Source organism: Parasphingorhabdus sp., from assembly GCF_036964565.1.
Lineage (GTDB): Bacteria > Pseudomonadota > Alphaproteobacteria > Sphingomonadales > Sphingomonadaceae > Parasphingorhabdus.
Genome location: NZ_JBALTN010000005.1, coordinates 46,960 through 67,303 on the forward strand (window position 1 = coordinate 46,960; position 20,344 = coordinate 67,303).

The 20,344-nt window shown below is 63.6% G+C and carries 21 protein-coding genes and 1 riboswitch; of the genes, 12 read left to right on the forward strand and 9 right to left on the reverse strand.

Annotated features, from left to right (window positions below; translation table 11 throughout):
* Positions 1-7: 7 nt before the first annotated feature.
* Positions 8-271 (reverse strand): diguanylate cyclase domain-containing protein, encoded by a 264-nt coding sequence (locus V7650_RS08090; protein ID WP_335655722.1) that lies wholly within the window; start codon positions 269-271, stop codon positions 8-10.
* Positions 272-291: 20 nt separating this feature from the next.
* Positions 292-1,584, reverse strand: coding sequence for an NADH:flavin oxidoreductase/NADH oxidase family protein (locus V7650_RS08095; RefSeq protein WP_335655723.1), 1,293 nt, complete (start codon positions 1,582-1,584; stop codon positions 292-294).
* Positions 1,585-1,790: 206 nt separating this feature from the next.
* Between V7650_RS08095 and V7650_RS08100 the strand changes: the two genes are divergently transcribed.
* The 3 genes from V7650_RS08100 to V7650_RS08110 all read left to right on the forward strand — a co-directional run bounded on the left by V7650_RS08100 (position 1,791) and on the right by V7650_RS08110 (position 4,487).
* Positions 1,791-2,180, forward strand: coding sequence for a hypothetical protein (locus V7650_RS08100; protein WP_335655724.1), 390 nt, complete (start codon positions 1,791-1,793; stop codon positions 2,178-2,180).
* A gap of 86 nt (positions 2,181-2,266) precedes the next feature.
* Positions 2,267-3,613 carry a TldD/PmbA family protein gene (locus V7650_RS08105; protein WP_335655725.1) on the forward strand — a complete coding sequence of 449 codons (1,347 nt, stop codon included), beginning with the start codon at positions 2,267-2,269 and terminating at the stop codon, positions 3,611-3,613.
* Positions 3,614-3,698: 85 nt separating this feature from the next.
* On the forward strand, positions 3,699-4,487 hold the full coding sequence (locus tag V7650_RS08110; RefSeq protein WP_335655726.1) for an inositol monophosphatase family protein: 789 nt from the start codon (positions 3,699-3,701) through the stop codon (positions 4,485-4,487).
* Between the two features lie 4 nt (positions 4,488-4,491).
* On the opposite strand, the gene V7650_RS08115 is transcribed toward V7650_RS08110, so the two are convergent.
* From V7650_RS08115 to crtY, 3 genes are all read right to left on the reverse strand, one after another.
* Positions 4,492-5,418, reverse strand: a complete 927-nt coding sequence (locus V7650_RS08115) for a phytoene/squalene synthase family protein (RefSeq protein WP_335655727.1) — start codon at positions 5,416-5,418, stop codon at positions 4,492-4,494.
* A 100-nt stretch (positions 5,419-5,518) separates the two neighbouring features.
* The gene (locus tag V7650_RS08120; protein WP_335655728.1) at positions 5,519-7,030 is read right to left on the reverse strand and encodes a phytoene desaturase; all 1,512 of its coding nucleotides are present in this window, start codon (positions 7,028-7,030) and stop codon (positions 5,519-5,521) included.
* A gap of 12 nt (positions 7,031-7,042) precedes the next feature.
* Positions 7,043-8,215 (reverse strand): lycopene beta-cyclase CrtY, encoded by a 1,173-nt coding sequence (gene crtY / locus V7650_RS08125; RefSeq protein WP_335655729.1) that lies wholly within the window; start codon positions 8,213-8,215, stop codon positions 7,043-7,045.
* Positions 8,216-8,324: 109 nt separating this feature from the next.
* Between crtY and V7650_RS08130 the strand changes: the two genes are divergently transcribed.
* From V7650_RS08130 to V7650_RS08145, 4 genes are all read left to right on the forward strand, one after another.
* A complete protein-coding gene (locus V7650_RS08130) occupies positions 8,325-9,089 on the forward strand; it encodes a sterol desaturase family protein (protein WP_335655730.1) in 765 nt (254 codons plus the stop codon).
* Positions 9,031-9,489, forward strand: coding sequence for a DUF2141 domain-containing protein (locus V7650_RS08135; RefSeq protein ID WP_335655731.1), 459 nt, complete (start codon positions 9,031-9,033; stop codon positions 9,487-9,489). The genes V7650_RS08130 and V7650_RS08135 overlap by 59 nt, the downstream gene beginning before the upstream one ends.
* A 153-nt stretch (positions 9,490-9,642) precedes the next feature.
* Positions 9,643-10,503 (forward strand): MipA/OmpV family protein, encoded by an 861-nt coding sequence (locus V7650_RS08140; RefSeq protein ID WP_335655732.1) that lies wholly within the window; start codon positions 9,643-9,645, stop codon positions 10,501-10,503.
* A 132-nt stretch (positions 10,504-10,635) separates the two neighbouring features.
* Complete coding sequence (locus tag V7650_RS08145) at positions 10,636-11,043, forward strand: hypothetical protein (RefSeq protein WP_335655733.1); 408 nt, start codon at positions 10,636-10,638, stop codon at positions 11,041-11,043.
* A 6-nt stretch (positions 11,044-11,049) separates the two neighbouring features.
* On the opposite strand, the gene V7650_RS08150 is transcribed toward V7650_RS08145, so the two are convergent.
* Entirely contained in the window at positions 11,050-13,632 is a 2,583-nt protein-coding gene (locus V7650_RS08150) for a flavin-containing monooxygenase (protein WP_335655734.1), read from the reverse strand.
* Between the two features lie 147 nt (positions 13,633-13,779).
* Positions 13,780-13,885, forward strand: a riboswitch (TPP riboswitch).
* 40 nt (positions 13,886-13,925) lie between these two features.
* Between V7650_RS08150 and thiC the strand changes: the two genes are divergently transcribed.
* The 3 genes from thiC to V7650_RS08165 are packed head-to-tail and all read left to right on the forward strand — an operon-like array spanning position 13,926 to position 17,000.
* A complete protein-coding gene (gene thiC, locus V7650_RS08155) occupies positions 13,926-15,836 on the forward strand; it encodes a phosphomethylpyrimidine synthase ThiC (RefSeq protein ID WP_335655735.1) in 1,911 nt (636 codons plus the stop codon).
* A 4-nt stretch (positions 15,837-15,840) separates the two neighbouring features.
* Positions 15,841-16,068: a hypothetical protein gene (locus V7650_RS08160; RefSeq protein ID WP_335655736.1), complete on the forward strand. Its 228-nt coding sequence runs from the start codon at positions 15,841-15,843 to the stop codon at positions 16,066-16,068.
* A 26-nt stretch (positions 16,069-16,094) separates the two neighbouring features.
* Positions 16,095-17,000 carry a hypothetical protein gene (locus tag V7650_RS08165; RefSeq protein WP_335655737.1) on the forward strand — a complete coding sequence of 302 codons (906 nt, stop codon included), beginning with the start codon at positions 16,095-16,097 and terminating at the stop codon, positions 16,998-17,000.
* 45 nt (positions 17,001-17,045) lie between these two features.
* Here V7650_RS08165 and V7650_RS08170 read toward each other — a convergent pair whose 3' ends face one another.
* Positions 17,046-17,678 carry a DUF2726 domain-containing protein gene (locus V7650_RS08170; protein WP_335655738.1) on the reverse strand — a complete coding sequence of 211 codons (633 nt, stop codon included), beginning with the start codon at positions 17,676-17,678 and terminating at the stop codon, positions 17,046-17,048.
* Positions 17,679-17,999: 321 nt separating this feature from the next.
* Here V7650_RS08170 and V7650_RS08175 point away from each other — a divergent pair, with 321 nt between their 5' ends.
* Positions 18,000-18,449: a PaaI family thioesterase gene (locus V7650_RS08175; protein ID WP_335655739.1), complete on the forward strand. Its 450-nt coding sequence runs from the start codon at positions 18,000-18,002 to the stop codon at positions 18,447-18,449.
* Between the two features lie 74 nt (positions 18,450-18,523).
* Positions 18,524-19,108: a hypothetical protein gene (locus V7650_RS08180; RefSeq protein ID WP_335655740.1), complete on the forward strand. Its 585-nt coding sequence runs from the start codon at positions 18,524-18,526 to the stop codon at positions 19,106-19,108.
* A 247-nt stretch (positions 19,109-19,355) separates the two neighbouring features.
* Here the strand turns inward: V7650_RS08180 and V7650_RS08185 are convergent, their stop codons facing one another.
* Complete coding sequence (locus tag V7650_RS08185) at positions 19,356-19,526, reverse strand: CsbD family protein (RefSeq protein ID WP_335655741.1); 171 nt, start codon at positions 19,524-19,526, stop codon at positions 19,356-19,358.
* 214 nt (positions 19,527-19,740) lie between these two features.
* A complete protein-coding gene (locus V7650_RS08190; RefSeq protein ID WP_335655742.1) occupies positions 19,741-20,238 on the reverse strand; it encodes a DUF4402 domain-containing protein in 498 nt (165 codons plus the stop codon).
* Between the last annotated feature and the right edge of the window lie 106 nt (positions 20,239-20,344).

Here is a 20,344-nt window from a genome sequence, read left to right on the forward strand (position 1 = left end):
CCGCCGGCTAGCCTGTCCGGGAACGCAATCGTGCAGGCGCGACTGCTTTTCGTGGTTTTTCGTCACATTTCTTGACTGCATATAGCTGCTGGTCGGCCGCCTCCAGCAGGTGGCTGGCGCTTGTTCCGTCCCTCGGCCAGGTCGCGACGCCGATGCTGGCCTGCACCCGGATGACGTGATCCTCGACCGTGCACGGAGGCACCAGGGCGGCAAGAAGATGGTCGGCCGGGGTTGTCGGGTCAGCTGCGTGGGCGGTCGAATCGCGGATCATCGTGCGCGATCGAACGTGGGTCAGCGCGGGCTGCGCGCGGCCAGTATCCGCTTGTTGCGCGCCTCGACCGCGCGGAACGCGGTGAACACGCCCAGGTTGGGATCGATCATGCCGCTCTCTCCGAGATTCTCCAGCTGCTCGTAGAACCAGTAGATCACGGCAAAGCCGGAAACCGCCTTAACCATTTGAAATCGGCCTAGAAAATTCAGCCACTGGGGCAGCAGGCGGAGCTTTTCCTCATAGCGCGGTAAAGCCTCCAATCCTTCCAGCAATTGCTTCGGTGCATCGGTCATCACGCACATCGGGCGTCCCAGTCCGATCAGGTCCGCGGCACCGCTGGCGAGCGCGGACTCCATTGCCGAACGGGTGCGAAAGCCGCCGGTAACCATCAGCGGTACCGTCACCGCCGCCTGCATTGCCTTGGCGAAATCGACGAAATAGGCCTCCCGCGCCTTGGTCGAAGGCGCGACATTCTGCTCCTCCTTCTCCTCGATTCCATCCGATCCCATCAGCGCCGGCTGCTCGTAGGTGCCGCCGGATATCTCGACCAGATCGACGCTGGCCGCCTCCAGCCACTGCACGACCTGCAGGCTGTCCTCGAAATTGAACCCGCCCTTCTGGAAATCGGCGCTGTTCAGCTTCACCGAAATGGGGAAATCCGGGCCGACCGCAGCCCGGGTCTTGGCGACCACGGCGAGCAAAAAGCGCGCCCGGTTCTCCAGACTACCGCCATATTTGTCGCTGCGCCGATTGGAGCGCGGACTGAGGAAGCTGCTGAGCAGATAGCCGTGCGCGGCATGGATCTGCGCGCCAGTAAAGCCCGCTGCCTGGCAGGTCTGGGCGGCCAGTGCGAAGCGGTCCACCAGATCTTCGATTTCGCTGATGGTCAGCGCGACCGGCTCGCCAAACTGCCCGCCGGGCAGGCCGAGCTTGATCGCGGAAGGCGCTTTTGGCCGCGCGTTGACATTGCTCTGCGTCTGGCGGCCGGCATGGCTGATCTGGGCCCAGAAGTGATTGCCGTTGCGCGTTGCCTCCTTTGCCCAGCTTTGCAGGGCTGCCATCATGCTGTCGCTGGCCGGCCCGTCGATCACCACATTGCCCGGGCGTTCGAGATGATCCCGGTCCACCTGGATGTTGCCGCTCAGCAGCATGCCGGCGCCGCCATCGGACCACAGGCCGTACAGCCGCTCCAGCTGCGGGGTCGGCATGCCGTCCGGGGTTGCCATGCCTTCGGTCATCGCCGCCTTGGCAATGCGATTGGGCAGATTGGCTCCGCAGGGAAGGGTGAGCGGGTCGGCAAGCGAGATGGTCATGGACATGGCCCCGAACTGGATTGCGATCAAAAACCGATTCTGTCCCAGAATGGAATTTATGGCAAGCAGAAGCGCAAAATTCCGACATAAAATGCCATGCAAGCGAATGTTTGGCTTTTGCGATGAATCGGTTATAGTGTCGGAAGCGCGTGTACGGGAGCAAACTTCCGACCGACGCGGGAGCCAGGATTCTGAGGGGAATGGAAATGGTCGCAACAGCGTCTGGAAAATCAGTCAGCCAGCATGGCAAGCATCAGGATGTTCAGCGGACGGGCGTCCGCTGGGACAAGAAAATGAGCAACAACTGCGCCGCAGCCCTGCTCGTCTACACGCTGGCGCAAATATTTGTGGTGCTGAGGTTCATCGAAACGAACGGCATCTCGATCGCTCCCTATTTCGGGCTGATCGTGCTGGTCGCGGTGATCATTCCCTTTTGCCGCAATTTTGAAAAGCGCTGGCGCAACATGAACAACGGTCTCTCCGAACAAAGCCTGGCTGCGAAGTTCCGCGCCGATCAGGTCGTCCTCTGGCTTTTGGCACTGGGCCTGCCACTGGTGTTTGTCGGCGTGATCAAGATTGTCAGCACCGTCGTCTGAGCGCCCCCTTGGGAACCGGCGTCTCTTTGCCGCTCTTTTGACAGCCGATCGTTGACCTTCAAGGGTGCCGCACCTATGTCCGGCCCATGCTGAAACCTTCCGAAGCGCAGGATCGCGCCGACGCCCTCATTTCCCAAGCCAAAAAGGCCGGCGCCGACGCCGCCGATACCATCTATGTCTGCGATGCCGCGACCCAGGTCCAGATCCGTCTCGGCAATCTGGAAGATGTCGAGCGTTCTGAAGGCGAGGAAATCGGCCTCCGGGTATTCGTCGGCAAGCGCTCGGCCACCGTGTCCTCGTCGGACATGGACCCGCAAATTCTCTCGTCGCTGGTCGGACGCGCGCTGGACATGGCGAGAGAAGCGCCGGAAGACCAATATGCCGGCCTTGCCCCGCAAGAATTGCTGCTGAAATCCGAACCCCATGCCATCGAGGGCGATGACGGTCAGGACCCCGATCCCGAATTGCTGCGCGAGCTGGCCCTGCAGGCGGAAGATGCCGCGCGGTCGGTCGCCGGTGTGACCAACAGCGAAGGCGGCGGTGCCAGCGCCTTGCGCAGCATCGTTGCGCTGGCCACCAGCCACGGCTTTTCCGGCGCCTATTCGACCAGCGGCTACAGCCTGTCGGCCAGCGTCATTGCCGGACAGGGCGACGGCATGGAGCGCGACTATGCCTATGACAGCGTCCGCTTTCTCGAAGACCTGCAATCGCCCGAAAAGATCGGCCGCGAAGCGGGCGAACGCGCCGTATCGCGGCTGAACCCGGTCAGCTTCCGTTCGGGCGCGATGCCGGTGGTGTTCGATCCCCGCATCGGCAACAGCCTGCTCGGCCATTTTATCGGCGCCATCTCCGGCAGCGCCATCGCGCGCAAGACCAGCTTCCTGCTCGATGCGCTGGACACGGAGGTGTTCGACAGCGCGGTGAATATCATCGACTGTCCGCACCGCAAGCGCGGACTGCGCTCCAAGGCATTCGACGGCGAAGGTCTGCCCACGGCGAAAACGAAACTCATCGACCAGGGCCGCCTGACCCAGTGGATCATGGAAAGCGCCTCGGCGCGCCAGCTCGGCCTGCAGCCCACCGGCCACGCTTCGCGCGGCGTCGGCGGGGCTCCGGGGGTCAGCGTCACCAATCTGCACATGGGCAATGGTTCGGTCAGCAGGGCAGAGCTGATCCGCGATATCAAGCATGGCGTCCTCATCACCGAGCTGATCGGCATGGGTGTCAATCCGGTGACCGGTGACTACAGCCGCGGCGCTGGCGGCTTCCTGATCACCGACGGCGAGATCGGACCGCCGGTGTCGGAAATCACCATCGCCGGCAATCTGAAGGACATGTTCCGAAGCCTGGTTGCCGCCGACGACCTCGAATATCAGTACAGCATGAACGTACCGACCCTTCGCACCGACAGCATGACGGTGGCGGGCGGTTGACTAATCGGTTAGTGGCGCGCGTCTCTGATCGGGCCTAAACGACAGGAACATCCCCTGGGCAGGCCCAGGACGAACGGAGCAGCAGTTGACAGATATCGACTTTGATCGGGTTGTCGCCATCGCCAGGGAGGCGGGAGCGCTCGCCAAGCGGCACTGGGCGCTTGGCCGCAGGGAATCCAATATCTGGGAAAAGTCGCCGGGCCAGATCGTCAGCGATGCCGATCTCGCGGTCGACCGGTTCCTGCGCGACGAACTGGAGAAGCTGGTTCCTTCCGCCGGCTGGCTTTCCGAGGAAACCCATATCGACAACAGCGGCGCCGGCGTCGACCTGACATGGGTGGTTGACCCGATCGACGGCACCAAGGACTATGTGGCGGGCAAGACCGGTTGGTGCGTGTCGGTGGCGCTGGTCCAAAATGATGCGCCGATATTCGGGGTGCTCGACGCGCCGGCGATGGATGAGACGTGGGTGGCGATGCTGGGCAGCCACACGACGGTCAATGGCCGCGCTCTGGCCGTCAGCCGCCGGTCGGAATATGAAGGCTGCCGGATCCCGGCCGAGAGCCTTCCGCCCGAGATGAAGCTTACCGCCGTGCCCAAGCCGAACAGCATCGCGCTCAGAATGGCGATGGTGGCGGATGACCGGGCCGATGTCGTGGCGTCAACACGCTGGGGCCATGAGTGGGATATCGCGGCCGCCCATGTGATCGCTGCCGAAGCCGGGGCCAGTGTGACCAATGCGCTGGGTGAAACGCTGGTCTACAACGGCACCCATGGCAAGGCGCTGGGGGTGCTGTGCTGTTCGCCCAATCTTTATGATCAGGCGGTGCAGCGGATCGGCAAATATGTCTCGGAAAACGGGGCCAGCCACTAGCAGCCTAGGCCAGCCGGTCCCGCGTCCACAGCCCGGCGCGGTCGCTGCGCGCGGAATTCACCACTGCCTGGCCGAATGCCTTCATGATCCAGCCGAGCTTCTGGCCCTTGCTCGTGAATATCCTGTGGTCAAGCGACCCTCCGTTGCTCGCTTTCACGGCACGGGCGATATCGCCGTAGATCCCCGCCGCGGCAAGCACCGCCCAGCGCGACCGGAATGGCAATTGGGCTGCGCCGACACGAGCCGATGCCTCATAGTCGGCGGCGAGATCGCACAGCCGGGCCACCAGCGTGACAAGCGCCTCCCGCTGGTCCGGGTCCATCACATGATCGGACTCCAGCCCGGCTTCGGCAAGCCACTCCTGCGGCAGATAGCAACGGCCGGCGGCTGCATCCTCCGCCACGTCTCGGGCAATATTGGCGAGCTGGAACGCCAGCCCGAGATCGCAGGCGCGGTCGAGCAGATCATGGTTGCGGGCGGACACGCCCATCACGACGGCCATCATGCAACCGACGGTGCCCGCCACATGGTAGCAATATTGCAGCAGGTCATCCCTGGTTTCTGGCCGCCATCCGCGGGCATCCAGGGCAAAGCCGTCGATCATGTCGTCGGCCAGCCTTTTGGGGATGCCGCATTCCTGCGCGACCACGCCAAAGGCGTCAAACGGCGGATTGCCGGTCTGTTCGCCGCCATGGGCACGCGTGGTCATCATCCGCATTGCCGCGATGGTCTTGTCGGGGTTGGTCACGGTCGACATGCCGTGGCCATGATCCTGGCCATCGGCCAAATCATCACAGGCGCGGCACCAGAAATAGAGCAGCCACGCCCGTTCGCGCGTCTGTGGTGCAAAGAGTTTCGACGCCCGGGCAAAGGATTTTGACCCGCGTTCAATGCTGGCCCGGGCGCTAAGGACGAGATTCGTTCGGTTCATGATGCCGCCAAATGGAGCGCCGTTCGTCCTGAGCTCGCCGAAGAACAGCTTGTGCTCATCAGACTTGCTTCGACAGATACCGGACGAATGGCACAACCAGTCACCCCATGTCCTCCAGCATCAGCTCGGCGGTGGCCTTTGCGCTGCCGACCACTCCGGGGATGCCGGCGCCCGGATGGGTGCCCGCGCCGACAAAATAGAGATTGTCGATCACGTCGTCACGGTTGTGCACCCGGAACCATGCGCTTTGCGTCAGCAGCGGCTCAAGGCTGAACGCGCTGCCCAGATGGGCATTGAGATCGCTGCCGAAATCCTGCGGCGTATAGTGGAAGCTGGTGACGATCCGGTCGTGGATATCGGGGATCAGCCGGTGGCCGATTTCGTCGAGAATTCGCTTCTCGTAGACCGGCCCCATTGTCTTCCAGTCGATCGGCAGCTTGCCCTGATGCGGCACCGGTGCCAGCACGTAAAATGTGCTGTGGCCTTCCGGCGCCATGGCGGGGTCGGTCACCGTCGGGTGGTGGAGATAGAGCGAGAAATCCTTCGGCAATACGCCATTGTCGTAGATATCGGTCAGCAGGCCTTTGTAGCGTGGCCCGAACAGGATCATATGGTGGGGAATGCCCGGCCAGCTGCCCTTCAGCCCGAAATGAACGACGAAAAGCGAGGGCGAGTATTTTTTCTTCAGCAGCTTTTCGCTGACGGTTTCGCTGCGATGCTTGTGCCCCAGCAGGTCGCGGTAGCTGTGAACGACATCGGCATTGGACGCCACCGCATCAAATCGCTCGCTCCAGCCGGACTGGCAGGTCACGCCGGCCGCCCGGTCGCCGATCGTGTCGATCCGGGTCACGGGATCGGCCAGCCGGATCACCCCGCCGATCCGTTCGAAATGCTTGACCATGGCCGCGACCAGCATGTTGGTGCCGCCCTTGGCAAACCAAACCCCGCCAAGCCGCTCCAGCTTGTGGATCAGCCCGTAGATCGCGCTGGTATTCATCGGATTGCCGCCGACCAGCAGCGTCTGGAACGACAGGAATTCGCGCAGCTTCTCGTTTTTCACAAAGCTGGAGACCTTGGAATAGACCGAGCGATAGGCTTCGAATTTCATCAGCGCGGGGGCCGCCTTGATCATCGACTTGAAATCGAGAAACGCCTTGGTGCCCAGCTTGACATAGCCTTCCTCGTAAAGCCCGCCGCTATATTCCAGGAATTTCTTGTACCCCTCGACATCGTCCGGTGCGATCGCCGCGATATTGGCGTACAGCGTCTCCGGGTCATTGACATAGTCGAAATTGGTGCCGTCCGGCCAGTTGAGCCGATAGAAGGGCGAGACCGGCATCAGCTCGATGTCCTTCGCCATGTCATGGCCGGTCAGCTCCCACAATTGTGACAGGCAGTCCGGATCGGTGATCACGGTCGGGCCGCCGTCGAAGATGAAGCCGTCCTTCTCCCAGTAATAGGCCCGGCCGCCCGGCTTGTCCCGGCTCTCCAGGATGGTGGTCTGGATGCCGGCCGACTGCAGGCGGATGGCCAGCGCCAGGCCGCCAAAGCCGGAACCGATCACGGCGGCCTTGCGGAACAATTCGCTCTGGGACTTTGCAAGCTCATTCATCGGACGGGTTTCTCATCTATATTTCAATAACAAAGGGATGGCGCGGGAAATGGGTATGGGCGGCTTTCCGGTCAGCAGATTGGCCTGGTCGAGCCGGGTGGACTTGCCAGCATAGAAACGGGCCAGCAGCTGCTCGTCCTTGGTATAGGTATGCTGCAGCGTCTTGTAGCGCTGGTCGGGTTCTGCACCGAGGAACAGGAACGCACACAGCATCCGGTAGAATTTTCCGTTCTTCCAGTGCTTCCTGGCGAGATCGCGCAGCATCTTGTCGAGCTTGTCCTGGCTCAGCTCCGGCATTTCGGCGATCAGCATGGCGGTCTTCACCGCCATCGGCAGCGAATAGCTGGTGATCGGCTGGATCAGCGCCGCGCGCGCGCCGGCCCGCGCATCCACGCCGCGGTTCGCTGCCCAGAATGCCTCGAAGTCGCCGCCGTAGATGACCGGAAGCTGGCCCTTTTCCTCGCTCAGCACCCGTTCCAGCTGCCAGCCCTGTTCCGCGGCATAATCCGCGATCCGGCGACGCGATGCGGCGCTGTCGAGCGCGGCGGTGTCGGCGTAATAGGTGTCCTCGACAAAGATCTGGGTATCGCTGAACGGCAGGCAGTAGATGAACCGGTAGCCGTCGATCTGCTCCACGGTCGCGTCCATGATCACCGGCCGCTCGATCCCGTGCGGCGCTTTCAGTTGCAGCATCTGGCCGCAGAATTTCTGCCAGCCCGTGTCCAGCGCCGAGATGTCGCCACTGCCGCGCACGTCGAGGACCGCCCGCGCGGCAAATTCCGAACCGTCGGCGCAGGTCACCAGCCCCTTTTCGACCGTCCGGACCGTCTGCCCGGTTTTTACCGCTGCCCGCGGCAGCCGCTTTCTCAATTCGCGATCGAGATTGCCCGATTCGATGGAGAAATAGCCGTTTTTCAGGCTGCGGCTATATTGCGGAAAATGGACGTCATAGCTGTCCCACTGACGCGAGATCAGCGGGTCGACTAGCCAGCGATGCTCCGGCTCGATATCGCTTTCGAAGAAGGACCAGATATGGTTGCCGCCAAAATGGTCTTCGGCCTCGATCAGCGCAATGTCGAGATCGGGCCGGATCTTGGCCAGTGCCAGCGCCACCAGGCCGCCGGCGAGCCCGCCGCCGGCGATAGCCAGATCGTATGTGTTGGAGGAAAGGGGCGACTTCGGCATCACCCCGCCTTAGCCGATGCACGGGGCAGGGGAAAGCCTGTCTGAAGGGCTGTAGCCACTTCCTGCATTACCCCTTGCTCCCGGGCCTTGCGCACCATATTCGTCGGCGATGGACTATGTTCCCGCCATCCTGCTCTCCGCGCTCGCGATGACCGCGATCGTCGGCGGTCGCTATCTGCTCAGCAGCGGCTTCTTCGCCTGGCTGACCAGACGGGTGCGCCCCGGCCAATATGATCCGTTGCAGCCACAGATCCGCCGGGAAATCCGCTGGTCGCTGCTGTCCGCCGCGATCTACGGCGTGCCCGCCGGCATCGTCGCCTGGGGGTGGCAGAATGCCGGCTGGACCCGGATCTATACCGACCCGGACCTGTACCCATTGTGGTATCTGCCGCTGTCGCTTTTCCTCTATCTTTTCCTGCATGATACATGGTTCTACTGGACCCACCGTCTGCTGCATCAGCCGCGATGGTTCCGGCTTGCCCACGCGGTTCACCATGACAGCCGTCCGCCGACCGCCTGGGCGGCGATGAGCTTTCATCCGCTGGAGGCGATCAGCGGCGCCGTCGTCATTCCGGCACTGGTCATCGCGATACCGATTCATGTCGGCGTTTTGGGGCTGGTATTGCTGGTGATGACCGTTATGGGCGTCTCCAACCATATGGGGTGGGAAATGTTTCCGCGGTGGCTCGTTCACGGAAAATTGGGCAAGGGGCTGATAACAGCGACCCATCACGAGAAGCACCACGAATCGTACAGGGGAAATTATGGGTTATATTTTCGCTTTTGGGACAGGGTCTGCGGCACGGACATCGGGCTTGCCGACACTGGGAGCCGTTTCGCTGCTCCTCCTCGGGGCAAGCGCGTCGGCGGCTGAAGCCCCCGAACCGGTCGCGCCGGCCGTCGCCGCGTCGATCGATCTCGCGATAACCGGCCTGCGTTCCGAAAAAGGCAATGTGCTGGTCTGCCTGAGCGCCAGCCCGCAATATTTCCCCGACTGCACCAAGGACGCAAAGGCCCGCAAGCTCAAGATATCGGCAACCCGCGCCGGCTCGATCGAGATCCCCGGGGTCAAGCCGGGCACCTATGCGGTGGCGCTGGTTCATGACGAAAATGCCAATGGCAAGATGGACCTCAGGCTGTTCCTGCCGCGCGAAGGCTTCGGCTTTTCCCGCAACCCGAAAATCGGCATGGGTCCGCCGAAATTCAAGGCCGCGCAATTCACCGTTGGAGCCGATGACGAGCAATATACGGTGCACATGAAATATATTCTGTAACCAGCGAAACCGCTGTGCTTCTGGCATGTCGATGCGGCCGGGGAGCGCTTCGCCGAAACCGATCATGCCGCACCGGCCCGGGTCGGGCAACGAAACGGAACCGATCCGCGTTCCGGGCGTTTCACTGCTGAACACCGAAAATGGGGAACCGTCTTGAAAAATCCGAAAATTCTTTGCCAGGCCGCCGTCGTGACGCTGGGTCTCGCCATGTCTTCGCCATCGCTGGCACAGCCCGAACCAGGCCCGACCGAACGGTCGGTGTTCGACGGCGACTATCTGACTGCGGGTGTCGGTGTCGCCTATGGCCCCAGCTACGAAGGGTCGGACGATTATGTTGTCTCGCCGCTGCCGGTGGTGCTGGGCAGTTTCGGCGGCGTCGATTTCCAGCCACGTGGTCCGGGGATCGCCTTTGATGTCATTCCCGACCGGCAGGACGCAAAGGTCGATTTCATTTTCGGCCCGGTGGTGCGCGCTCGCTTTGACCGGCACAATTCGATCAAGGACCCGGTCGTGCGCTCACTCGGCAAGCTCGACTTCGCGGTAGAGGTCGGCCCCTTTGCCGGCGTGCAGGTCAACCGCCTGCTCAACCCCTATGACTCGCTCACCGCGCAGGTCGATGTCCGCTGGGATGTCGCCGGCGCCCATGACGGGATGGTGGTCTTCCCCAGCCTGACCTATTTCACGCCGCTCAGCCGCGGCGTCGCGGTCAGCCTGTCGGTCAACGCCGAGCATGTCGACGACGACTATGCCGACTATTATTTCAGCGTCTCGCCGGCCGGAACCGCGGCAAGCGGCCTGCCGACCTTCGCTGCCGGTGGCGGCTGGAAAAATGTCGGCGCCACCCTGCTGACCGGCGTCGATCTCGACGGCGACATCACCAACGGCGGCTTCGGCCTGATCTTCCTCGGTGGCTATTCGCGGATGCTGGGTGACCCCAAGCGGTCCCCGGTCACCTCGATTCGCGGCAGCGCCGACCAGTGGTTCGGCGCGATCGGCATCGGCTACACCTTCTAGCGCTCTGTTCCTGTCCGCGCCGGACGGGGGTGCGAAAATCTCCGCTGGACCCGCTTCGACGCGCAACCTACAATCGTGTCAGGAAGCGGGCGACTGCCTGACCGGTGTGCCCGCTGGCGCAGGAGGCATGTCATGGGCAATGCAGGCAATATCACCGGCTGGATTACCTTCTTCATAGGGCTGTACGCTGTCGCCGCCGGGATTGGCGAACTGCGCCGACCCGGTTTCTGGGCCCGGATGGTCCAGGAGTTTCGCGAGAGCAGCGCGCTGCAGTTTCTGGCCGGATTTGTCACCCTCGCGATCGGCGCGACCATCTATCTCGTCAACCCCTGGAACCCGGCAGACCCGCTGTCGATCCTGATCACCGTGCTCGGCGCCTGGATATTCGTGGAGGGCGCGCTGATTCTGGCGATGGGCGACCGGTTCCTCGCCTTCGCTGGCAAGCTGATGGGCAACGGCAATCGCGTCTGGGCCGGCTTTTCCATCGCGCTCGGCCTCGCCACCCTGTTTGCGGCGCTGGTGCGGCTGCAGATGGGCTGATCCGGCTCAGGCCGGCTCCATCACCCGGAAACAGGCGCGCAGCGCCGACGCCAGCTCTTGCCGCGCCCCGTTTGCGGTCCGAATGGCGCCGACGGCGGCGAAGGACGTGTGGATCTGTCCCGGATAATTGATATGGCGCGCGTCGGTCCCCGCCGCGACCAGCGCCTCGGCATAGGCTTTCCCCTGGTCGCGCAGCGGATCGAATTCGGCCGTAATGACCAGCGCCGGCGGCAGTCCCGACAGATCCCCGGCCAGCAGCGGCGATGCCCGGGGGTCGTCCCGCTGCGCCGGATCGGCATAATGGTCCCAGAACCAGTCCATCAATGCCCGGGTCAGCACGAAGCCCTCGGCATTGTCGGTCATCGACGGGCGGTCGTCGCCGCCATCGACCACCGGCGTGATCAGCACCTGGCCGCGAATTTCCGGGCCACCGGCGTCGCGCGCCAGCTGGCAGACCACAGCGGCAAGATTGGCGCCTGCGCTCCAGCCGCAGACCGCCAGCTCGCCGGTGATCCCGCCAAGCGTCTCAGCATGTTCCGCCGCCCATATCAAAGCTGCAAAAGCATCGTCGACGGCAGCAGGGAAGGGCGCTTCCGGCGCATGGCGATAATTGGCGGACAGGATGATGCTGCCGCTGTTCGCGCACAGGTCGCGGCACAGCGCGTCGTCGGACATGTGGTCGCCCAGCACCCAGCCGCCACCGTGAAAATAGACCGTCACCGGATGCGGCCCCGGACTGTCCGGCCGGTACAGGCGATATTCAACCGGCCCGTCCGCTCCCGGATAGCTGCCGTCGACCACTTCGCCGACCTCAGGCCCCGGCGGGTTGCCCGCGTTCATCGCCACCGACATCGCGCGCGCCTCTTCGGCGGACATGGCTTCGAACGGCGGCAGTTCCATCTCCGCCAGCATCTCCAGAAGCGCGACAACGTCCGGTTGCTGCCGCCGCACCAGCCCGTCGTTGCAGCGCGCCCCGCCCGCACCGGCAAGCCGGAACCCCAGATAGTCCTGCGCCGCCACATCGTTGCACGCTCGCCGATAGGCGTCGACGCCGCCCACATAGGGCAGGCACACCCGCGGCTTGCCGGGCACATTGGCACCCATGTACCAGGACTTGGCCTGCGGAAAGAGCGTCATGTCGCTGGTCGCCGTGCCATAGTCGACCCAGCCGGTTTCCGCGGTTACGGTCGCTTCGATCCGGGTCAGGTTCTCGCGGTCCATATGGTCCAGGCAATCGGCGATCCACTCGACATGCTGCTCGATCGACAGGATCATGTTGGACAATACCGACGGGCTGCCCGGGCCGGTGATCATGAAGAAATTGGGAAAGCCGGAGACGGTCAGCCCGAGATAGTTGAGCGGTCCGTGTGCCCATTTCTCCTTCAGACTCTGGCCGCTGCAACCGCGGATATCGACCGCCAGCAGCGCCCCGGTCATCGCATCGAAGCCGGTGGCAAAGACGATCGCGTCGAAGGCGAATTCCCGGTCCCTTGTCGCGAGTCCGGTGGCGGTGATCGAGGTGATGGGGTCGGCCTTGATATCGACGATATCGACATTCTGCTTGTTGAAGGTCTGGTAATAGTTGGTGTCGAGGCAGGCGCGCTTGGTGCAGATCGGAAATTCGGTCGGGGTCAATATGTCCGCAACATTGGAATCCTCGATCACGCTGCGGATCTTGCGCCGGACAAATTCCGCCAGCGTGTCATTGGCTTTCTCGTCGAGCAAAAGGTCGGCAAATTCGGAGCCCAGGTGCGGGATCGCGCCGGTGTTCCACAGGTCCTCGTAGCGCTGCTGCCGCTCTTCCTCCGACACGGTCAGCGCAAAATCCATCGCCTTCTTGCCCGGCACGCCGACGCTGGTCCAGCGCGCCTCCTCGCGATAGTCCTGATAGCGCTGCTTCACCGCCAGCTTTTCCGGCGCAATCGGGCCGTTGCCGGCGGGGATCGAATAATTGGCGGTCCGCTGGAACACGGTCGTGTGCTCGGCCTGCTCGGCGATCAGCGGGATCGACTGGATGCCGGACGACCCGGTGCCGATGATGCCAACCGTCTTGCCGGAAAAATCGACGCCCTCGTGCGGCCAGCTGTGGGTGCGGTATATCTCTCCGGTGTAGGTCTCCACCCCGGGGATATCGATATCCTTGGGTTGCGACAGGCAGCCGGTGGCCATGATGAAGAAGCGGCCGTTGACCGTTTCGCCCTGGTCGGTGGTCACGGTCCAGCAGGTGCGATCCTCGTCCCAGACCGCCTGATCGACGCGCGTTCCGAAGCTGATATCCCGTCGCAGATCAAATCGCTCGGCGACATGCTGCGCGTAGCGCAGGATTTCCGGCTGGGTCGCATATTTCTCGGTCCACTCCCATTCCTGCTCGAGATAGGGATCGAAGCTGAACGAATAGTCGATGCTCTCGATATCGCAGCGTGCGCCCGGATAGCGGTTCCAGTACCAGGTGCCGCCGACATCGTTGCCGGCCTCAAAGGCGCGGGCGGACAGGCCCATCTGGCGGAACTTGTGCAGCAGATAGAGGCCGGCAAAGCCCGCCCCGACCACGATTACATCCAGCTGTGGCTTGTTCGATTCCCTCATCATCCGCTCCATGTTGCGCCTCGCCGGGCTTTTACGGCAAGATAGCAGATCATGATCCGGGATACCAAATATTTAATCACCTGATTAAACTATGCCAACGGACCCGCGACGAGAATTGGGATGACATCGCCCCGCCGAGCCTTTACCATCCGGCCATCCCCGGGGAGTCGTTTGACTGAGAGGCAGGTGTAACGCCCTGCGACCCGCTGAACCTGATCCCGATCACACGGGCGGAGGGAGGGAGCGGCGTTAGACACAAGCCCGCCCTCGTTCCGCGAATGACAAAGGAACGACACATGGCCGACCTCCCCGCAAAAACCGAAATTGGCGTCACCACCGGAGCGATCCGCGGTTCCAAAAAGGTCCATGTCGCGGCGCACAGCGGCTCCGGCATCCGCGTCGCGATGCGCGAAATCCATCTGGAAGGCGGCGAAGCGCCGGTCCGCGTCTATGACACCAGCGGCCCCTATACCGATCCCGAGGCGCTGATCGATATCAAGACCGGGCTCAACGAGCTGCGCAGCCCCTGGATCCGGGCGCGCGGCGATGTCGAGGAAGTGATCCAGCGCGAAGTCAAACCGGAAGATAATGGCCAGCTCGGCCCCGACCGCTCCGGCGGCGTCGCGCCTTTCCCCAATGTCCGCCGCAAGGTGCTGCGCGCCAAGCCCGGCGCCAACGTGTCCCAGATGCACTACGCGCGCCAGGGCATCATCACCCCGGAAATGGAATATGTTGCCGAGCGCGAAAATCTCGGGCGCGAGCGGCTCAGGGAATATAAGCGCGACGGTGAAAGCTTCGGCGCTTCGATCCCCGACTATGTCACGCCCGAATTCGTCCGCGACGAAATCGCACGGGGCAGGGCGATCATCCCCAACAATATCAACCATCCGGAATCCGAGCCGATGGCGATCGGCCGCAACTTCCTGGTCAAGGTCAACGCCAATATCGGCAACAGCGCCGTCGCCTCCGACGTCGCCAACGAGGTCGACAAGATGGTCTGGTCGATCCGCTGGGGCGCCGACACCGTTATGGATCTCTCCACCGGCCGCAATATCCACGACACCCGCGAATGGATCATCCGCAACAGCCCCGTCCCGATCGGCACCGTGCCGATCTATCAGGCGCTGGAAAAGGTCGGCGGCGTCGCCGAGGACCTGACCTGGGAAATCTTCCGCGATACCCTGATCGAGCAGGCCGAGCAGGGCGTCGACTATTTCACCATCCACGCCGGCGTCCGGCTTCCCTATGTGCCAATGGCGGCCAAGCGCGTCACCGGCATCGTCTCCCGCGGCGGCTCGATCATGGCGAAATGGTGCCTCGCGCACCACAAGGAGAGCTTCCTCTACGAGCATTTCGACGACATCACCGAGATCATGAAGGTCTATGACATCGCCTACAGCCTTGGCGACGGCCTGCGCCCCGGCTCGATCGCCGACGCCAATGACGAAGCGCAGTTCTCCGAGCTCTACACGCTCGGCGAACTCACCCACCGCGCCTGGAAGTCGGATGTGCAGGTGATGATCGAGGGCCCCGGCCACGTGCCGATGCACAAGATCAAGGAGAATATGGAAAAGCAGCTCGAAGTCTGCGGCGAGGCGCCCTTCTACACGCTCGGCCCCCTAACCACCGACATCGCGCCCGGCTATGACCATATCACCAGCGGCATCGGCGCCGCCCAGATCGGCTGGTACGGCACCGCCATGCTCTGCTATGTCACGCCCAAGGAACATCTCGGCCTGCCCGACCGCGACGACGTCAAGGTCGGCGTGATCACCTACAAGCTCGCCGCCCACGCCGCCGACCTCGCCAAGGGCCACCCGGCCGCGCAGGTCCGCGACGACGCGCTGTCAAAAGCCCGCTTCGAATTCCGCTGGCGCGACCAGTTCAACCTGTCGCTCGACCCGGAAACGGCGGAAGAATATCACGACCAGACCCTCCCCGCCGAGGGCGCCAAGACCGCGCATTTCTGCTCGATGTGCGGCCCGAAATTCTGCTCGATGAAGATCTCACAGGAGGTCCGAGACTTCGCCAGCAAACAGAACCAGAGCGCCGAGGGCTTTATCGCGTCGGAAAAACTGGGCGCGGAGACCGCCGCGGCGAGCAAGGCGGCGGCGGAAGAGGGGATGCGCGAGATGAGCGAGAAATATAAGGACATGGGCGACCGGCTCTATCTGCCGGCGGACGAGGTGGAAGAACCGGCGGAGTGACGTGATGCTGCGGCGATTGACCGGCATGTTCCTGCTGATCGCCGCAGTTCCAACGGGCATTCTCTTTTTGCAGCGCCGAGGCCTGCCGTATAATGAATTGGGTCGCTATTTTGATCCTGCCGAAGGGTTGGTCTACGAAGCACAGGCCGTCACGATATATGGCGCATTGGCGACCATTTTCTTGTGTGCGGGCCTGGCAGTTCTGCTCGGCGGCAAGCGGCCCAACGGATGATGCCGGACTGGGGGAGAATTGAGGCAATGCTGACCGGAACCAACTTCTGGATCGCAGCCTTGACCGCGCTTTCGCCCGCGGCCGCGACGGCGCAGAATGCCGCGGCATTCGATCCGCAGATCGCAGCGGCAGCGTTTGTCGAGGGGGAGGCGGAGGCACCGATGGTCTATAACGTCCGCGAGGTCTCGCGCTGCAACGGCCGCTGGATGCTCCACGCGGATGCAGTCGACGATGGCGCATTCCCTGGCGCGGCGATGGATGCCTTTCCCGAAGCGCTGCGCTTGCCCTATGCGATGCAGGCGGTGGAATTTTTCCGCACGACCCAGCTGGACCATCCCGCCTATCGCGATGCTGCCGACGCGGCGGAGCGGCAGCTGCAGCTTGCGCTCGCCGGAGACAGCGACGCCAGCCGGACTTATTTCGAAGCGCTCGGCCAATGCTCGATGCAGCCGGAGGAAGTGCGCGACTATCCCGCCGATGCGGTCGATGCGCCGGCGTCCCCCAGTCCCGAAACCGCCTTCGAGCGGCTCAAGGCGCTGGCCGGCGTGTGGCAGCCGCTGGGCAAGCCGGAGAGCGCCCTGCGCATCCGCTTCTATCCGACCGCGCGCGGATCGGTGCTGGTCGAGGAATGGACCGGCAACGGCCAGCCCCATTCGCTGACCCTCTATCACCGCGACGGCGAGGCCTTGCTGGCGACCCATTATTGCCCGCAGGGCAACCAGCCGCGCCTGGCGCTGGCGCCGGACAGCGACGGGGCGATCCGCTTCGCCTTTCGCGACGCCACCGATCTCGACCCCGCGCAGGAACAGCATCAGTCCGCCCTCAGGTTTGCGCTCACCGGTCCGGGGCGCATGACGCGCAGCGAAACCTACCGCGACGGCGACGGCGATGAGCATCCGTCGCAACTGCAGCTGGAGCGGATATCGGACTGACAATATTCGGGCGGGTGGTACAACTCCCCCCCAAAGAGCAACGCCTCAGCTCCCCGGTACCAGCTTCTCCACCAGCCGCCTGAGCTCCCCCGCCGTCGTGTGCCCCGCCACCACCTCATGATAGCCAATCCCGGCCCGGCGCAGCGCTTCCTTCTTGACCGCGTCGCGGGCGGCGGCCGTGCCCTGGTGATGGCCCGCCCCCTGATATTCGATCGCGTGCGCCACGCGGGCGTCGGGGTCCATCAGCGCAAAGTCGACGCGCTTGGAATTGACGCTCAAAAAGGCCTGCTTGTCGGGACTGGCGAGAAACTCGCCGAGCGAGACCTGCGCCATCACCTGCCAGCCGGGGTTGCGCGCGATCACCGCCGCGTCGAGCGCCTTGAACAATTTTGCCTCCGGCCCGTTGAGCAGCGGTCGCGCCCGGAACGTCGCCTCCATCACGCAGGCCAGCTGGCTGGTGGCGATCGCGCACGGGTCCGCCGACCCGGCGGTGCCGCCGCCGCCGCCAAAGCGGCCGCCCCGCTTGCCCGTGTTGCGCCCCTGCCAATAGGCGCGTCGCTCGGCGCGCTTCTGCCCCTCGACCAGCCGTTCGACCGCGATCCCCAGCACCGCGCCCACCGCCAGCAGGGCGATGAGCAGCAGGGGCTTGTCGATCAGCGCGAGTATTTCCGTAGGCATGGTGCCAATATGCCAGAAACTGGTCAACAATTGGTCAACAACATCTCGCCGTTCTGCGGCATTACTGGAGCTGGCCTTCGATCGCGATGCCAAACCGCTTGCCGATGGCTTTGCCCTTGCCGATCCGGCCGGGCTGCTCGCGATGAGAGCGCCCGATCGCGGTCTGATCGACCGCCAGCGGCGGACCGACCGGCCATATCCTGAACAGCCGTCAGCAACCGCTCTATCAGATATGACAGGCTGTTCAAATTCGGGCCAGGGCCTATGCTGACCGAAGGCGGAAACCATGTCCGCCAAACGACCCGATGGAGGAGGACCAGCATGACCGAAGCGCAAACCGCCGCAGAACCGAAATATCGCGTCGAATTCGTCGAGCGCACCGGCCTCAGGACCCTGGAACAGGGCCGCGGCCATGCCCATCTGCTGATGCCCTTGGCGGGCAATGAAAATCATGTCGGCGTGCTCTATATGGGCGCCTATACCGTGCTCGCCGAGGCGGTCGCCGCGCTGCCCGGCATTTCGCTGCTCGACGTGAAGCGGCATTTCCCGATCCTGAAGGATATTTACGTCGACTTCCACAAGTCCGCCGCCAGCGACGTCACCGCCGAATATCGGTTGGACGAGGAAACCATGGCCGGGCTGCTGGCCGATCTCGATCGCAAGGGCAGCGCCACCTATATCGCCGAATTTCCGATGCACGACGCCGACGGTACCCATGTTGCCAGCGGCCGGGTGACGGTAAAGCTGCTCACGCACGGCTGGAAGAAATAGTCGGGAGTCTGCCAATCGTCTGCAACCCTCGTGCATCCCCGCAACCTTTCCGCCCCACGGGAGTCAACAGCTCTATGAAACAGATATTCCTCCTCGCCCCGCTCGCCCTGCTCGCCGCCTGCAACTCGCAGCCCGCGCCCAACACCATGCCCGATGATGCCGACGCGCTGCCGGTGCCGCCGGTCGAGCAGAAGGCCAGCGCCCCCGCTCCGGAAACCGCCACGCCTGGCCCCAATGTGCTGCGCCTCGAAGGGCTCGGCGACCTGCGCATCGGCCAGCCGGTGCCCGACGGCAGCAGCTGGGCGGTGCGCGGCGCGCAAGCCTCCGATGCCTGCCTGGTGCTGTCCTCGCCCGATTATGACGGCGTCTATGCGATCGTCGAGGGCGGCAAGGTCCGCCGCATCTCGGTCGGCCAGCGCTCCACGGTCAAGCTGGTCGAGGGCATCGGCGCCGGCGCCACCGAGGCCGAGGTGAAGCAATATTTCTCGTTCCCGGCGACGCCGCACAAATATGTCGACGCCCCCGGCAAATATCTGACCGCGCCCAATGCCGACAGCGGCGATCCGGCGCTGCGCTTCGAGATCGGCAGCGACGGCACCGTCAGCCAGATCCACGTCGGCACGATGCCGGTGCTCGGCTATGTCGAGGGCTGTGCCTAGAAATCCCTGAACATCCTCCCCGCTCGCGGGGAGGGGAACCGCGCGCAGCGTGGTGGAGGGGCGGTGCGTCGAAAAGCAGCGCCTGGACCTGAGAGACGTTCCGGCTGCCACCTCCCCGCTGGCGGGGAGATTTTCTTCGCCCCCCAACCGCCAAAAAAAAGCCGCCCCATAAAGGGACGGCTTTCCGTTTGGCGCTGCCAGGGACCGGGGGGGTGGGCAGCGCCGGGGGGTTCAGGGATGGGGAGGCTTAGACCTTGTCGCCGAGAGCGCCCTTCACGGCACCCTTGACTTGCTGGCCCTTGCCCTTGATTTCCTGGCCCTTGCCTTCGGCGCGGGTGTCAGGATTGTTGCTTTGCTGCTTGGCCTTGCCAACGGCTTCGTTCACATTGCCTTTGATCTTGTCTACGAGTTCGCCCATTTTCATGGTCCTTCTGCTTGGCCGGTTGTCCGGCCCTTGGGGGATGCAGGCAATGGCGCCTGCACAATATCAATGCACAGACCGGCCAGCGGTTCCCGCCGCTTTGCATTCTGGCGCTGAAATAGAACGCTTGGGCGCAGGCCCCGGAAGATAGGGAAAGCGTCCGGCGACCATCACCGCCCCGAAGGCGTAATCCGGTGCCTGTTGCCGGTGCCTACTGGTAGTTCACGTCGACCGCGAACTGGCCGCTATAGGCGCCCGGCACCTGGTCCGGATTGACGTGCAGGATCGCGCCGAACTGGACCTCGGCGGAGCCGCCGGTCATCTCGATCTGCGAGCCCGAGCCGCCGGGATAGGTCAGCTGCGCCCCGATCGGCGCACCCGGGCCGGTCAGATAGAAGAGCGGCGCATAGCTGATGTCGACCATCGCGTCGCTGCCGGTGATCGCCAGCCGCGACCAGCTGAACGCGCCGGTGCAGACCAGCGTCCCGCAATTGCGCGAGCTGGACAGCGGGTCGAGCACGACGCTGCCGCCACTGCTGTTGGCGATGATGTTGCCGAAGTCGAGCTCGAGCAGCACGGCAAACTGGATCGGGCGAAGGATCTGCGCCTTGCTGTCGGCGCTTGCGGTTTCCGCCGCCGCGGCGGCCGGGACCAGCGCGGCACCGATCGCCGCCGCCATCGCCAGATATTCTATGCTTTGTGCGGCCATGATCGATTTCCCAACGTGATTTTGCAGATATTGCAGTATCTTGCATAGCAGCCAGCGATGCAGACAAGGTGCACCAGCGCGGTTAAGCCGGCCTTTACCACGCCGC

Coding starts and splice junctions, on each gene's coding strand:
- V7650_RS08090 (WP_335655722.1), bottom strand. CDS start 271: ATGATCCGCGATTCGACCGCCCACGCAGCTGACCCGACAACCCCGGCC.
- V7650_RS08095 (WP_335655723.1), bottom strand. CDS start 1,584: ATGACCATCTCGCTTGCCGACCCGCTCACCCTTCCCTGCGGAGCCAAT.
- V7650_RS08100 (WP_335655724.1), top strand. CDS start 1,791: ATGGTCGCAACAGCGTCTGGAAAATCAGTCAGCCAGCATGGCAAGCAT.
- V7650_RS08105 (WP_335655725.1), top strand. CDS start 2,267: ATGCTGAAACCTTCCGAAGCGCAGGATCGCGCCGACGCCCTCATTTCC.
- V7650_RS08115 (WP_335655727.1), bottom strand. CDS start 5,418: ATGAACCGAACGAATCTCGTCCTTAGCGCCCGGGCCAGCATTGAACGC.
- V7650_RS08120 (WP_335655728.1), bottom strand. CDS start 7,030: ATGAATGAGCTTGCAAAGTCCCAGAGCGAATTGTTCCGCAAGGCCGCC.
- crtY (WP_335655729.1), bottom strand. CDS start 8,215: ATGCCGAAGTCGCCCCTTTCCTCCAACACATACGATCTGGCTATCGCC.
- V7650_RS08130 (WP_335655730.1), top strand. CDS start 8,325: ATGGACTATGTTCCCGCCATCCTGCTCTCCGCGCTCGCGATGACCGCG.
- V7650_RS08145 (WP_335655733.1), top strand. CDS start 10,636: ATGGGCAATGCAGGCAATATCACCGGCTGGATTACCTTCTTCATAGGG.
- V7650_RS08150 (WP_335655734.1), bottom strand. CDS start 13,632: ATGATGAGGGAATCGAACAAGCCACAGCTGGATGTAATCGTGGTCGGG.
- thiC (WP_335655735.1), top strand. CDS start 13,926: ATGGCCGACCTCCCCGCAAAAACCGAAATTGGCGTCACCACCGGAGCG.
- V7650_RS08160 (WP_335655736.1), top strand. CDS start 15,841: ATGCTGCGGCGATTGACCGGCATGTTCCTGCTGATCGCCGCAGTTCCA.
- V7650_RS08165 (WP_335655737.1), top strand. CDS start 16,095: ATGCTGACCGGAACCAACTTCTGGATCGCAGCCTTGACCGCGCTTTCG.
- V7650_RS08170 (WP_335655738.1), bottom strand. CDS start 17,678: ATGCCTACGGAAATACTCGCGCTGATCGACAAGCCCCTGCTGCTCATC.
- V7650_RS08175 (WP_335655739.1), top strand. CDS start 18,000: ATGACCGAAGCGCAAACCGCCGCAGAACCGAAATATCGCGTCGAATTC.
- V7650_RS08180 (WP_335655740.1), top strand. CDS start 18,524: ATGAAACAGATATTCCTCCTCGCCCCGCTCGCCCTGCTCGCCGCCTGC.
- V7650_RS08185 (WP_335655741.1), bottom strand. CDS start 19,526: ATGGGCGAACTCGTAGACAAGATCAAAGGCAATGTGAACGAAGCCGTT.
- V7650_RS08190 (WP_335655742.1), bottom strand. CDS start 20,238: ATGGCCGCACAAAGCATAGAATATCTGGCGATGGCGGCGGCGATCGGT.